The organism is Salegentibacter sp. Hel_I_6 (genome assembly GCF_000745315.1).
In the GTDB taxonomy this organism is placed as follows: Bacteria; Bacteroidota; Bacteroidia; order Flavobacteriales; family Flavobacteriaceae; genus Salegentibacter.
The window spans coordinates 228,518-242,666 of sequence record NZ_JQNQ01000001.1 but is presented as its reverse complement, the minus strand read 5'-3'; the positions used below and the strand labels follow the sequence as shown (position 1 = coordinate 242,666).

At 35.3% G+C, this 14,149-nt stretch carries 15 protein-coding genes and 2 pseudogenes; 15 read left to right on the top strand and 2 right to left on the bottom strand.

The window, feature by feature from the left end; translation table 11 throughout:
* The first annotated feature begins 78 nt into the window (after positions 1-78).
* The 15 genes and pseudogenes from FG27_RS01090 to FG27_RS01035 all read left to right on the top strand — a co-directional run bounded on the left by FG27_RS01090 (position 79) and on the right by FG27_RS01035 (position 11,912).
* A complete protein-coding gene (locus FG27_RS01090) occupies positions 79-1,086 on the top strand; it encodes a potassium channel family protein (protein ID WP_051931249.1) in 1,008 nt (335 codons plus the stop codon).
* Between the two features lie 113 nt (positions 1,087-1,199).
* On the top strand, positions 1,200-1,520 hold the full coding sequence (locus tag FG27_RS01085) for a four-helix bundle copper-binding protein (protein ID WP_034892172.1): 321 nt from the start codon (positions 1,200-1,202) through the stop codon (positions 1,518-1,520).
* A 335-nt stretch (positions 1,521-1,855) separates the two neighbouring features.
* The gene (locus FG27_RS19180) at positions 1,856-2,020 is read left to right on the top strand and encodes a hypothetical protein (RefSeq protein ID WP_197051650.1); all 165 of its coding nucleotides are present in this window, start codon (positions 1,856-1,858) and stop codon (positions 2,018-2,020) included.
* 415 nt (positions 2,021-2,435) lie between these two features.
* Complete coding sequence (locus FG27_RS19320; protein WP_075327055.1) at positions 2,436-2,630, top strand: hypothetical protein; 195 nt, start codon at positions 2,436-2,438, stop codon at positions 2,628-2,630.
* Between the two features lie 5 nt (positions 2,631-2,635).
* Positions 2,636-2,848 carry a hypothetical protein gene (locus FG27_RS19575; RefSeq protein WP_346014347.1) on the top strand — a complete coding sequence of 71 codons (213 nt, stop codon included), beginning with the start codon at positions 2,636-2,638 and terminating at the stop codon, positions 2,846-2,848.
* Between the two features lie 119 nt (positions 2,849-2,967).
* Positions 2,968-3,202: pseudogene (locus tag FG27_RS18855) on the top strand (ArsR family transcriptional regulator); the annotation flags it as partial.
* Between the two features lie 137 nt (positions 3,203-3,339).
* Positions 3,340-3,840, top strand: a pseudogene (locus FG27_RS01075) (Crp/Fnr family transcriptional regulator); the annotation flags it as partial.
* Between the two features lie 64 nt (positions 3,841-3,904).
* The gene (locus tag FG27_RS01070) at positions 3,905-4,264 is read left to right on the top strand and encodes a hypothetical protein (protein WP_037314412.1); all 360 of its coding nucleotides are present in this window, start codon (positions 3,905-3,907) and stop codon (positions 4,262-4,264) included.
* Between the two features lie 73 nt (positions 4,265-4,337).
* Entirely contained in the window at positions 4,338-4,742 is a 405-nt protein-coding gene (locus FG27_RS01065) for a DoxX family protein (protein ID WP_037321872.1), read from the top strand.
* A gap of 1 nt (position 4,743) precedes the next feature.
* The gene (locus FG27_RS01060) at positions 4,744-5,160 is read left to right on the top strand and encodes a sulfur reduction protein DsrE (protein ID WP_037321871.1); all 417 of its coding nucleotides are present in this window, start codon (positions 4,744-4,746) and stop codon (positions 5,158-5,160) included.
* A gap of 2 nt (positions 5,161-5,162) precedes the next feature.
* A complete protein-coding gene (locus tag FG27_RS01055; protein ID WP_037314409.1) occupies positions 5,163-6,818 on the top strand; it encodes a bifunctional UDP-sugar hydrolase/5'-nucleotidase in 1,656 nt (551 codons plus the stop codon).
* A gap of 8 nt (positions 6,819-6,826) precedes the next feature.
* Positions 6,827-7,459 (top strand): TlpA disulfide reductase family protein, encoded by a 633-nt coding sequence (locus FG27_RS01050; protein ID WP_037314406.1) that lies wholly within the window; start codon positions 6,827-6,829, stop codon positions 7,457-7,459.
* 23 nt (positions 7,460-7,482) lie between these two features.
* The gene (locus FG27_RS01045) at positions 7,483-9,537 is read left to right on the top strand and encodes a protein-disulfide reductase DsbD (protein ID WP_037314404.1); all 2,055 of its coding nucleotides are present in this window, start codon (positions 7,483-7,485) and stop codon (positions 9,535-9,537) included.
* Positions 9,538-9,598: 61 nt separating this feature from the next.
* Positions 9,599-11,026 (top strand): bifunctional UDP-sugar hydrolase/5'-nucleotidase, encoded by a 1,428-nt coding sequence (locus FG27_RS01040; RefSeq protein ID WP_037314401.1) that lies wholly within the window; start codon positions 9,599-9,601, stop codon positions 11,024-11,026.
* 115 nt (positions 11,027-11,141) lie between these two features.
* Positions 11,142-11,912, top strand: a complete 771-nt coding sequence (locus tag FG27_RS01035) for a DUF2490 domain-containing protein (RefSeq protein WP_037314398.1) — start codon at positions 11,142-11,144, stop codon at positions 11,910-11,912.
* A gap of 44 nt (positions 11,913-11,956) precedes the next feature.
* Here FG27_RS01035 and FG27_RS01030 read toward each other — a convergent pair whose 3' ends face one another.
* Both FG27_RS01030 and FG27_RS01025 read right to left on the bottom strand, forming a co-directional pair.
* On the bottom strand, positions 11,957-12,484 hold the full coding sequence (locus FG27_RS01030) for a DsrE family protein (RefSeq protein ID WP_051935721.1): 528 nt from the start codon (positions 12,482-12,484) through the stop codon (positions 11,957-11,959).
* A gap of 24 nt (positions 12,485-12,508) precedes the next feature.
* Positions 12,509-14,032, bottom strand: coding sequence for a bifunctional UDP-sugar hydrolase/5'-nucleotidase (locus FG27_RS01025; RefSeq protein ID WP_231563217.1), 1,524 nt, complete (start codon positions 14,030-14,032; stop codon positions 12,509-12,511).
* Positions 14,033-14,149 lie beyond the last annotated feature (117 nt).

Below are 14,149 nucleotides of genomic sequence, written 5' to 3'. Positions count from 1 at the left end.
GTTTCCCTTGGTATGGAAGTTTAACAGGGTTAGCTTGTTCAAGGGGCTACTTAGGTCAAATAAAATAAAGCATAAAATATGAACATTCTTTCAATCTTAGGCATAATTATTTATCTATTAATTGTGTTAGATGTTATTCAAACAACTCTTTCCTTGCAGGGTGGGGGGTGGTTAACCAGCCGGTTTTCCCATTTTTTCTGGAAAGGATTTTTAAATATTTCTGGCAAAGACGGAAGCTCAAAATTTTTAAGTCATGCAGGTTATATCCTGCTTATTGCAATTGTAATAATTTGGGTCTTTGCCCTGTGGAGTAGTATGGTGTTGATTTTATATTCCAATCCTGGATCAATAATTCAAAGTTCCACCAAGACCACCGCAGGATTATGGGAGGTAATATATTATAGCGGTTTTACCCTCTCCACTCTGGGCGTTGGTGATTTTATAGCGGCAGGAAATTATTGGAGGCTACTAACCACTATTTATTCCTTTACAGGTCTTATTCTTCTTACTATGTCGGTAACTTATTTTATTCCCGTTCTTTCAGCAGTTATAGACCAACAAAAATTGGGGATAAAACTTAGTACCTTAGGAAGCACACCGCAAGAAATTGTACTTAATTCCTGGAATAAAAAAGACTTTTCAAGACTGACGAATAAAATTGATGATATATCCGACTCTATTATTAAATACAGCCAGCATCATAGAACATATCCGGTTATTCATTATTTCCACAACCCAAATCAAAGTAACAATGTAGTTTTGCAACTGGCGCGCCTATACGAGGCATTAGTTATCCTTACCCATAAAATAAAAAAGGAAAAACAGCCCCCCTTAGAAGATATTCGGCCTTTGATTGTAGCTTTTGAAAATTATTTTAAAATTATATCTGAAGTTACCCATATCAATATTAAAGAAAAAAATACTGCAAAAATTTCGGTTGCAATTTTGCAGGAACACGGCTTGGTGTCTACCACTATAGAACAAAAAGATATAGAAGAAAAATTTATGAAAAAACGCAGATTTTTCAAGACCTTATTATTGCAGGATGGCTGGAAATGGACACAATTAGAAGAAAAAAAGCCTTAAAATTTTAAGGACTTTGTTAAATACCTTTAAAATTGAAAGATCTTAGCATAATTTTAAAACCCACTTTGGTTTTTAGTTTATAATTTCGACATAAACCATTAAAAATAAATATTATGAGAAATGAAAAATTAATTAATGCACTTGGAAATTGTATTAACCATTGCAATTATTGTGCTGATGCCTGTCTTGATGAAGACAATGTAAAGATGATGAAAGATTGCATTAGAATTGACAGGGTATGTGCTGAAGCCTGTGCTGCTTTAAATCAAATTTTAGCCACGAGTTATAGCGATGTGAATGCCCTGGTTGAATATTGTAAAAAGGTATGTCAGGATTGTGCAGATGAATGCGATAAGCATGATCATCAACACTGCAAGGATTGTGCGCAGGCTTGTAGAGAATGTGTAGAAGCTTGTGAAGCTTATCTGGCTTAATTGTAACTGGGACCCGGTTTAGGCCGGGTTTTTATTTACGATTTAGCAGGCTATGTTAGTTTTTGAACCTATTTGAAAACTACCTCAATGTTTTTGAGGTCGCAACTGGTCAATTGCCAGTTTGATGCTCTTAATCTATAATATTTTGTGCTTTCGCAGTCCTTAAAAACTACTCTTTCCTTTCACTTTCATATATGCGTTTAAAGTAATTTCAGGGCGGTTTTTTGCCTGAGGTTACTTAATAAAATTAGGACGATCATATCTTTTGATTCTTAGCTAATTATAAGAAATAACTCTTAACTGGACAATTTTACCAATCATATAAATATAATATAATGAGTGCAAATAGAAGAGATAGAAGAAAAAATAAAAACCGGAAAAAGACAAAATACAAGAAAGATACTATTTCTAAAAAAGATAAAATTTATGGTATTCTTGCTTTGGTTATTTTATTTTTCGCAGCCTTATTTGCTGCTATTTCTGTTGCTTTTATGGCTTAAAAGTATATATTTAAAACCTAAATTATGATTAATACTCTTTATCGAGTTATCAATTTAAGTTCCATTTTAAATGACCAGAATAATGCGGGTACTTCTAAATAATTTAAGATGTTTGGGCCTAATGAATTTACCTTAAAGACATATTTATATTATATTATGCCACTAATCCACGAATACTTTCTACAATTTATTGGTGGATTCGTGGCTCCTTTGCGCATTTTTGGGCAGACTAAGAATATTCTATGGTCCCGGTAATTAACTTTATAACTCCAACTCTTTATATTAAAAATATGGTGTGTGCACGCTGTATAAGCTCAGTCGCGTTTATCTTAGATAAGTTGAAAATTTCTTACAGTGTCATCAAACTGGGTGAAGTATATTTAGAATAAGAATTAAATGAACAAACAAAAACCTTTTGAAAAAAGAACTTCGGAATTCTGGTTTTAGTCTAAAAACCGATCGAAAAAGTCAACTCATTGAACAAATGAAAAGCCTGGTAGTGGAAAAAATTCACCACTCCAATAAGTTACTCGATATAAAATGGCCAGAATTTATAAGTGAAAAATTACATCTTAACTATAAGTACCTTAGCTCTTTTTTTCTGCTGTAGAAGGCATAGCATTTGAGTTATACATCATCAACCAGAAAATTGAATGTGTTAAAGAATTCATTGATTATTATAAATTGACTTTAAGTGAGATAGTTTTTAAACTAGATTATAGTAGCGTTGCCTATTTAAGCAATCAGTTCAAAAAAGTAATGGGAATAGCACCCACGCAGTTTAAGAAATCTGTGGACAAACACCGAAAGTCATTGGATGAGATTTGATTAAAGGATTTTAAAAACCAAGGATTGTTTAAAAGTTTACAGTTATTTGCATTATTATTCAAGTATTTTGTTAAATCATACGATAAATATATAATTGTTGTTACTTTGAGTAAAAAAAGATGAGCCTAGAAATAACTTCTCCACGGAATGAAGGGGACAAGAAGCAAATATCGTCTTCCAAGGAAACAATATAATAATTCGGACGGCTTTAAGGCAATAAGCAAAATTCTGTCTCTTGCGGAAAGCGGGGTACGACTGAAAATCCTATTCCTGTTGAACATAGAGAATGAATTGTGCCCTTGCGATATAGCTGACATTCTTAAAATGAGTGTTCCCTCCGTATCTCAGAATATCTGTCTTGACACTAATTGCTGGAACAAGCGATATGGAAATTTAGCAAACAAATAACACAACACGTTATAAGGTAACCGACAAAAGAAAAAGTTAATGGAAACTACTATATTAAAATCAGAAATCACCTATCCTGAATCTCAATACCATTGTTACTGAATGGGGCTATAAAAATTTCAAGGGTAGATAGCGATGGAGATGAATTATTACTTTATTTTCTAGAAAGAGGGGATACTTGTGCGGTGACTCTTACCTGCTGTTTAAATAGAAGCAAAAGTGATATAAAAGCGGTTACCGAAAAGGATACGAAATTAATTATGGTTCCTGTAGGAAAAATGGAGGAATGGATTGTAAAATATAAATCCTGGAGAACATTTGTTTTTCAGAGTTATAGTTTAAGACTTAAGGAAATGCTAGACGCTATTGACTCTGTAGCATTCTTTAGGATGGATAAAAGATTACTGCATTACCTCCGGGATAAGGCTAAAATCAATCAAAATGAAACCTTACAAATAACCCATCAGGAGATCGCTTACGACCTTCATACTTCTCGAGTGGTGATTTCAAGATTGCTTAAAACCCTCGAAATGGATGGCAAAATTTCATTACGAAGAAACAGTTTAGTGGTACTAGATTTATAATTATCTTTTCTATGTGTAACATTTGTTACCTTTTAAATCCTAAGCAATTTGTAAGTTTGTTTCAATGAGTACAAAAGCTCTTATATCATTATTTCTGATCCCTCTATTTTTAGGGAAGTTATTGATTGTAGATGCAAGTCTTATCAACCTGCTGTCAAAGGGGACAATTTCTTTTGTAAATCCTTACTGCGAAAAAAAAGCTTTGAGTTCTGATAAGGAGAAGACGTATGAGTTTGTTCAAAATGTAGAGAATCAGAATTTGATGGTTGAGATTAGCAGTTTTTGTACTCCTCAATTCAATTTTAATATTTTTTCCTGGACGCCTAGATTATCGGAGGTGTTCTTCGAGAAAAATACCATTTATTCTTCAAAATTAAGCTATCTGTATCTGGATAGTCATTCACCACCTCCAAAGTTAGTGTAGTTGAGATTTTAGTTTCTTGCAATGGTTAGTTATACCATTTCAGACCAAATTATCAATTACAATAACATACATAATGACGAACAAAATTTTTATAAGTCGTCGTTCCATTCAGTTATTACGAATATTGGTTAGTGGCATTTTTCTGGTGGCAGGCAGCAATCATCTGCTCAACACTGAGAAAACGGTCCGCCGGCTTGAACAGGCCAGCTTCAAAGGTATCGCTTACTTATTTGGCGAACCAGAATGGCTTGTAATTCTCTCCGGAATCGTAATGCTGGCAGCAGGTTTTTTATTCCTTATTGGATATAAGACCCGATGGGCGGCAATCGTATTAATACTTGTATTACTACCCATAACCCTATCGGTACAGGTAGGACAAATAAACACACTGGGGCCTCTTTTTAAAAACATAGCAATACTGGGTGGCCTTCTGTTTTTTATAATAAATGATACTGATAAACTTTTTAAAACGAAATAAAATGAAAACGATATTTTTTAGCAGCATCTTACTGATGCTTACATTATTTGCAGGAACTGAGGTAAATGCACAGCAGGACATGAAACATAACTATGTGGTACTCACCAAAAAAGTTCCACAGTTACAGCCCATACTTATTACGGCTGAAAATTTGAAAAAAGAAGATGGAGAACATTTTGGGAAATTTGAAGTGATCATCTGTGGAAAAGAAATAGGTGATATAACCGACCCTGCCCAAATGGAAGAATTTATAGCCAGAGCTGAAAACCTGGGGGTTGAACTTGTAGCCTGCGGCTTTTCGTTGAATAAGTTCAAGGTGAATAAAGAGGAAGTCCCCAAGGAGATGAAAATTGTGGAGAACGGAATCCTGTACAATTTCCAACTTCAAAAAAAAGGATATAAAAGTTTAAGTCTGTAAGTATGAAAAAATTCAGAAGTAAATTACTGATCACTTTTGGTTTAATAGGAACCTTTATTATTATCATATCCTTTAAAACCGAGAAAACCCACAAAAGCAGTAATCAAACGGTCAAGGACACCTTAAGTATTACGGTGTTACAAACAGCCGATATACATGGGCAATTGGATACTCATCCAGAATTGTTCTGGGAAAATGAAGAAATTGTTTTTAAGAATAGAGGTGGCCTGGCCAATATAAAGACTCTTTTTGAAAGGGAACGTAAAATGAATCCGGGTAAAACACTTATCGTGGATGGGGGAGACCTTATTCAGGGAAGTGGTTATGCGGCTTTATCAGAAGGTAAAGTAATCCCCGATATTATTAAAAATATGGGCTATGATGTAATTATTCCCGGTAACTGGGAGGTGGTCTATGGCAAAGAAGTGATGCTGGATGTAATGAAAAACTATAATACAAAAGTTATCGCACATAACATGCATCACGAGGAAACTGGGGAGGATCTCTTTCCTCCTTATTGGATAAAAGAAATCGAAGGTGTTAGAATTGGTTTTGTAGGACTTAACGATCCCGATGTGCCGGTAAGACAAAATCCCATCTTTAGTCAAGGGATTGAGTTTAGCGGAATGGATGAGGAATTTACCAATACTCTTGAAAAATTAAAAAAGGAGAAAGAGGTAGATGTTCTTTTCCTTATAACTCATATTGGGATTTTTAAGCAGGTAGAACTTGCAAATAATCCATTGGCAGAGCCTGTAGATTATATTCTGGGGAATGACACTCACGAGCGAGTTCAGGAACTCATTCAGGGTAAATATGCTAAGGTTACGGAGCCCGGAGCTTTCGGCTCTTTTGTGGGTAAACTACAGTTAAATTTTGTTGATAACAAGCTCGTCAGTGATTCGTACGAGCTTATAGAAGTAGATCCTGAAAAATTTCCGGCAGATGAAAGGATACAATCTCTGGTGGATCAAGCAAAGGAACCTTACAGGGAACATCTGGAAACCGTAATAGGATACACTACTGAACCACTGTACAGGTACTTAACCGTTGAGAATCCTATGGATAATATGATAACAGATGCAGCCAGGTGGAAAACCGGGGTAGATATAGCCATTTCCAATGGCTTCCGTTTCGGGAATCCCATCGTACCTGAAAACGGAGAGCCAGCTCCAATTACCCGGGCAAATCTTTGGAATCTTCTCCCTGTAAACGAAAAAGTAAAAACAGGGAAAGCTTCTGGTAAACAGATAAAAAACTGGCTGGAAACTGAAATGCATAATGCTTTTTCACAGAATCCTACCGAACGTTTCGGAGGATGGCTGGTAAGATTTTCAGGAATGAAGGTAGAATTTAATAGCCAGAACAATATGGGAGATAGAATTCAAAAGATAACTGTTAATGGAGAACCAGTTCAGGATGAAAAACTTTATACGATTTCGGCCTGTGTGAGACCGGGAGATCCATTGAATAATTTATGCCGAATGCCTAATGTAAAAGATGTTGAAATAATGGATTATACCATTCATGACGTGGTTGAGGAATACCTAAAGGAAAATTCCCCTGTTTCTCCTGGCCTGGAAGGAAGAGCTTACTGTGAATATTTAGGAAAATATTCTTTTTCCACGGTACCAGGTACAGAATATAAATTTAATTAAATAGTATTATGAATAAGACAAAAAATAAAAGAAATAAAAAATGGCTGGAGTATCTCATTTTTGGTGCTATAGCCCTTGTATTATATGCCACCGGTTTACATACTGAGGTTATCGGGTTTGCGCAGAGAGGCTTACTTGAAACAGGATTGATGAATCCTGATGTTACGGAAACAAGAGAAATGGCACAAGCGAGTACATCTGGACCCGAATCTATGGAAGAAATTAGCGAAGATCCGAAAGCAAACATGAATGTTCAACTTCGTGATCCGGAAGGAAATATAGTTTCTTTATCTGAATTTAAAGGAAAAGTGATTTTTATGAATTTTTGGGCTACTTGGTGCCCACCTTGTGTAGCAGAGATGCCGGCCATTGATAAATTACATGAAGAAATGGGAGATGAAGTGGCCTTCGTTATGCTCTCCAGGGATCAGAATTTCGATACCGCGGTGGCATTCAAAGAAAAAAAGGATTACGGGCTGCCAATTTATGAATTGGCAGGACCGTTGCCGGCGATGTATCAATCTTCAGCCTTGCCAACAACCTTTGTAATCGATGCTGAAGGAAATTTGGCACTTACGCATAAAGGAATGGCCGATTATAATACTGATGAATTCAAAAAATTTCTGAATAGTTTAAAATAAATTCAGAAGGTAATTAAGAGGTCATGACGATGTTTAGATTTATAATAGCTTTTATAATGCTGGCTGTGGGTACAAATACCTATGGTCAGCTTATGGAAGCGCCAGAGTGGAATGCAGAGATTTTAGAAGATACTTATATCCCAGGTGACACCGTCACCGCCAGATTCACGGCTAAAATAGCGGAAAACTGGTATATGTATTCCAGTGATTTTAGTAAGAACCTTGGGCCAACTGTCACCGAGTTTCATTTTGAAGACAAACCTGAATTTAAGGTGGTAGGTGAAGTTAATCCCGTCGGAGCGAAAAGGAAGTATGATGAGCTTTATGAAGGAGAATACACGTATTTCACCAATGAAGCCGTTTTTGAACAGAGAATCATGATTAAGAACGTAGATCCGGTCATAAAAGCTGAAGCTTCTTACCAGATATGTTCTGATGTAAATGGGCAATGTATACCATTTACCAGTGAGATTTCTGTGACGAGTTTTAAAGAATCCCCTTCCGAAAAAAATAACGATGGAGAGGTATTTAAAATGGAAGCTTTTCAGAATGAATTTCAATCTAACACCAAATCTGAAGAAGGTTTTTCGTTTTTATTAGTATTCTTTTTTATTTCGTTTGGTGCGGGGCTGGCAGCTTTACTGACTCCTTGTGTTTTTCCTATGATTCCTATGACGGTTACGTATTTTACAAAATCCAACGGGAGTCGCGCCAATGGAATAAACCAGGCTTTGCTTTACGGGTTTTCAATTATCTTAATTTATACCTTGATAGGGACCGTTTTCTCACTATTGTTTGGAGCCGATTTTGCAAATTTTTTAAGTACCCACTGGATTCCTAATCTTTTCTTCTTTTTTATCTTTCTTCTGTTTGCGCTATCTTTTTTCGGCTTGTTTGAGATTCGATTACCCAATTCATTTGTAAATAAAATGGATGCTCATTCTAATAAAGGGGGCATTTTGGGTATTTTCTTTATGGCTTTTACTCTCGTGCTGGTTGGTTTTAGCTGTACGGGCCCAATTGCCGGCACTATTCTTTTGCAGGCTGCAAATGGGGAAACGATTAAGCCCCTTATTGGGATGTTTGGCTTCTCATTAGCATTTGCACTTCCATTTACATTATTTGCCATATTTCCCCATTGGTTAAAATCATTGCCGAAAAGCGGAGGCTGGCTTAATACTGTTAAGGTGATACTTGGTTTTATAGAATTAGCCCTGGCTCTTAAGTTTTTAAGTATTGTAGATCAGGTCTATCATTGGAATTTACTGGACCGAGATATATACTTAGCCCTTTGGATCGTTATTTTTGCATTCCTGGGATTTTATTTGTTGGGTAAAATTCAGTTTCCACATGAAAAGAAAACCGAAAATACCTCGGTATACAGGGTCATTTCAGCCATTTTGGTTTTCACCTTCGTGGTTTACCTGATTCCCGGGTTGTTTGGAGCACCATTAAAACCATTAGCAGGATACCTGCCACCTATGAGCAGCCAGAATTTTGATATACAGGCTTCAGTTCCCGAAATGGGGAATGAAAGTGATAACAGTATCGCAAATTGCGCAACTCCTAAATATGATGAGTTTTTGGAATTACCACATAATATCCAGGGATATTTTGATTATGAACAGGCTTTAGAATGTGCTCAAAAACAAAATAAACCTTTATTTATTGACTTTACAGGACATGGTTGCGTGAACTGTCGTGAAATGGAAGCCACTGTTTGGAGCGATCCCAAAGTACTGAAACGGTTAAAGAATGATTATGTAGTAGTGGCCTTGTATGTAGATGAGAAAACAGAATTACCGGAATCTGAGTGGTATGTATCTGCACATGATCAAAAAGTTAAAAAAACAATTGGTAAACAAAATTTGGATTTTATGATCCAAAAGCTCAATGCCAATGCCCAACCATATTATACACTGGTAGATAATAAAGGATCTTTATTAAGCGCACCAAAAGGTTATGATCTGAATGTTGAAAATTTTGTTGAATTTTTGGACAATGGTATACAGGAATTCCAGGGAAGACAAGGAAATAATATGGCTTCTTCCAGGATAATCCAGAGACAGAATGAATAGAACCTTAAATATTGAACAACTTATTATCCGTAAATATTGGATTCTTTAAAAAGTGAATAACATGAAATTAAATATTTTATTTATAAACGATGTACATGGTTACATCGCTCCACATCCTGAGCTGTTTTATAATGAATCCGGAGAGGTTGTAGAAACTGCTGGAGGCTATGCCTATATTGCCGGCTTTGTTGAGCAGGTGCGTAAAGAAAATCCAAATACATTGGTCTTTGATGGCGGAGATTCCCTACACGGTACAAAACCAGTGGTAGATTCCGGCGGGAAAGCGATGGTTTCCATTTTAAACGCTTTAAAACTTGACGCCCTTGTCGGACATTGGGACTTTGCCTATGGCCCAGATGTCTTAAAAGAAATAGATAGTCAGTTAAATTTTCCTGTCTTGGGCTGTAATGTATTTTCTGAAGATGGCTCAAATTTCATGCAACCCACAGCCTTCTTTGAGAACGAAAATTTCAAAATTGGGGTGATTGGTATTTGCTCAATGATTGTAGATAAAGTAATGCCTACTGAGATGAGTAAAGGCCTGAAGTTTACTTCTGGTTTGGATGAAATACCAGAACATATAAAAAATTTAAAAGCCAAAGGATCTGATATGATTATCCTGCTTTCCCATAATGGATTTCCACAGGATGTGGAACTATTGCAAAAAGTGGAAGGTATAGATATCTGTTTGAGTGCCCATACCCATAACAGAATTTACACACCAATTGAAATAAATGGAGCAAGAATAGTACAGTGCGGATGTCATGGTGCATTTATAGGTAATTTTACCATCGAAGTTGAGGATAAAGAAATTAAATATTTCGATTATGAGTTGGTTAGGGTTGATGCTTCTTTACCAATAAATCCAGAAATGGATAGAATGGTTCAGGATATTTTGAAACCATATACAAAGATGAGGACAGTTGCTATTGGCACTACCAGTAAGATTTTACATAGATACAGCACTACAAATTCTACCATGGATGAATTACTCCTCAGGGCAATTGCCAGTAGTACAGATACTGAAATTGCATTTTCTAATGGCTGGCGTTATGGAGCACCCATTCCAAAAGGAAACATCACTGAGGATCACTTATATAATATTGCCCCAATGAACCCACCTGTTTCAACTGTAGAACTTACAGGGGGAGAAATAAAAGAGATGTTAGAAGAAAATCTGGAACGTAGCTTTTCCTGTAATCCCTTAGGTCAAATGGGAGGATATGTAAAACGCTGTTTAGGGCTACAAGTAAATCTTCGAATTGAAAATCCTAAAGGACATCGTATACAGGAAATATACTATAAAGGAAGACATATTGATTTTGAAAAAACCTATAAGGTCAGCTTTGTTACAACTCAGGGTGTAGCTAGTAAGTATGGTAAGAATCGAAAAAAGTACGATAAAAATGCTGTCGAGGCGATGAAGGACTATCTAAAGGAAAATTCAAATTTTGCACCAGGCAATAAAGAAATCTTCAGATTAGTATAATCAATAGTTACATCAAAACAAACCTCAAACACCTTTGTAATACTAATTTTATTTACATAAGCATTTTTTTTAATTCACTGTAAAACAACTTTTTAAGTTTAAATATTGTGTTTCAATGACCCTTTCTTTTTTCTTTTACAAAAGCTCAACTTTTAATAGAGCAATATCTCTTTTAATTTTTTTGAAGTTTTGCTTATTCTCGAATCTCTTAGCTGCACAAGAAAATAAGGTTCATTTCAGTTCATGGAATAATATTAATATAAATCTAGAACTAGAGAAGAATTTATCGCTAAAAAACGAAATTAAATTTCGTAGAACGAATTTTATAGAAACCTGGCAACAATTTCTCATCCGGCCAGCAATATTATATAGTATTAAGCCGGATATTCAGCTTGGGTTGGGAGTAACCTACAGTAAAAATTATCAATCATTTGAATTAGATGTTCCCATAGATAATTCAGAGAAAAATATATGGCAGCAAATCCTATTTAAGCAGGGATTCGAAAATTTTAGGATTTTTCACCGGTTTAGGTTGGAAGAACGGTTTAAGGAAAATATTATTGAAGATGGGGGAAGTTATCTGGTGAAGGGGTATAATTACAAAAACCGTCTTAGATATCGGTTTACAATTAAAATCCCTGTGGGAAACGAAAAAATATTTGAATATATAGCATTGCGCTTTAAGGAAGAAATTTTGATGAAAACCAATAAAAGTTTTATTCCAAAAACTATAGATGAAAATCGTTTGTTTCTGGGTTATGATATTCAAATATCTGAAAAATTAACGTTCTCCTCCGGGTACTTGTACAGTTATAGTTTTGATAGTCTAAAAGATTCTCAAACTTCTAATAATATTTTAGAGACTACCCTGAAATACACCTTATAAAAGGAAAAATATAAACAATCTTTCTTGGTTAAGATTCTATGAAATTAAGGGATGAGTGCATAACCTTTCAATTGATAATGAGGCAATACAGTTAAAGCGGATAGTGCCATTTCAGTATATGCATTCATATCTTCTTTTTTTATCTTTCTCGAAGCCATCGCCTGGCCACAAACAAAAATTGTCACACCGTTCTCTTTTAAAAGCTTCAATAGTTTCAAATTAGGGTTCTGAGTCTTAAATCGTTTATTATATTCTTCATTGGAAAGGATAGCATAAGTCGCCTCTCCATGTATAACCCCAACAATATCTATCTTTTTATGAACTACATTTCCTGCTTTTAATAAATTGAGAGTTCGCGCGATTTTCCATAGCCCTACATTAACACCTTCTTTCTCCTTTTCATTTTCAATATTAAAAATCATTTTATACGTAAGGGAAGTATCCGGTAATTCGGCAACCTCTTCATAATATTTAACTTGTCCATAACCTTCTATCGCAGGTGTTTGCCATTCTTGAGCATTGAATTGAAAACTGATAGTAAGCGCCCCTAGGAGTATGAATATATTTTTCATCTAAATCTTCATTAACAAGAGTGATTATTTGACCACAGTAACTTCTCCCATGTTTTCAGGATATTCAATTTTTGTCATTTCTCTGAATTCTTCTAAAATAAACTCATTAAGGACAACCTTAGTTTTATGAATATTAGTACCCTTAGCAAATTCAACATAATTATGAATCCCGCTGAGCATACCAGAATGTGTGGACACCTTATATATCTCGCTATCTACAATAGGCTGATTTTTAATTTTAATTTCCGAGACCCGGTCTCCTATTGTTTTAGATAAGTCTATATGATAATGTATACCCGATGACTGTATAAGGCCTCCAACGACCTCCATTTTATTCTCTGGCTTTAAATTAGCTGCAGTTTGTTCTAAAGTTTTTCGAATCTGCGATCCAGTCATTTCCAGAGTAACAATCTTCGCAGGGTGAGGGAGAAGCTTGTAGATGTTTTCACTTGTTATGTCTTCTTTCAAAGAAATACCATATCCAACTCCAGGAAGAAAAGCCACGTCTGTGTTGTACTCTTCTTTCATTATATTAGTTACAACTTTGTCAAAAGGGCTTTCAGATTTGTATTGCCTTCCAATCACCGTATCAGTTCGGGTTATATTTTCTTCCAGCTTCGTTAAATATGGTGCTCGTAGTTTTTGGATTAGTTGTTCTAAATTCTGATCTGCGGTATATTTGTCATGCCATAAATAATGATATTGTGTATTGATACCCGTTAATTTTTTATTTGAAACAAGTAACTCGGTTTCTCCCAATACAGCGGCATCAGATAAAGCCTGAACTAAATAGGTCTGGTTTATTTTTATAGGTGGTTCAATAATATCATGACTGTGAGCTCCAATAATTAAATCTATCCCACTTATTTTTTCAGCAATAATTTTATCTACAGCCATACCTTCGTGAGAAAGTAAAATAACAATATCGGCTTTTGATTTTAATTCGGGGAGATATTTTTCAATGGCTTCCAGGCCGCTGGTGAATTTCAGACCTTGAATATTCTTTGGGTTACCTGTTAAAGGAGTATTTCGATATCCTACTGGAAGTACACCTATTTTCAAACCATCTCTTTTGAACAATATGTAAGGTTCTTTAAAAATAGGCTTACCTGTCTCCTGATCTATAATATTTGCTGCACGCATAGGGAAATTAGCCATTTTTTCTAACTCTCGTGTTCTTTTTAGGCTATAGTCGAAATCATGGTTTCCCAAAGCCATCAGGTCATAATCTAATTCGTTCATCATACGAATCATCGCTTCTCCTTTAGTCAAATTACCTAACTGGTCATCACTGAATGTATCCCCGCCATCAAGCAGAATTACATTTTCCGTCCCTTTTTTCTGTCTAATCGATTTGACGGCTGTTGCCATCCACGCCATTCCTCCAATTTCACCCAATTTTTTAAACCTCATAGGGTTATCAATGGAATCTCCGGTTTGAGCGGTAGCATTATCTAAAGTTGTTTGAAAAGGCATATAGGAGCCATGTATATCATTAGTGTGCAATACTGAAACTCGTTTGTTTATATCCGGCTTTTCAGCATTCATCGTACTTGTATCATTAGTTGTTTTACAACTATTAAAGAAAAGGGGAAATGATATTAATAGGAGAACAGATAACTTAAGATGTGACATTTTATTCATTTGAAATTTCCTTAAAACTAT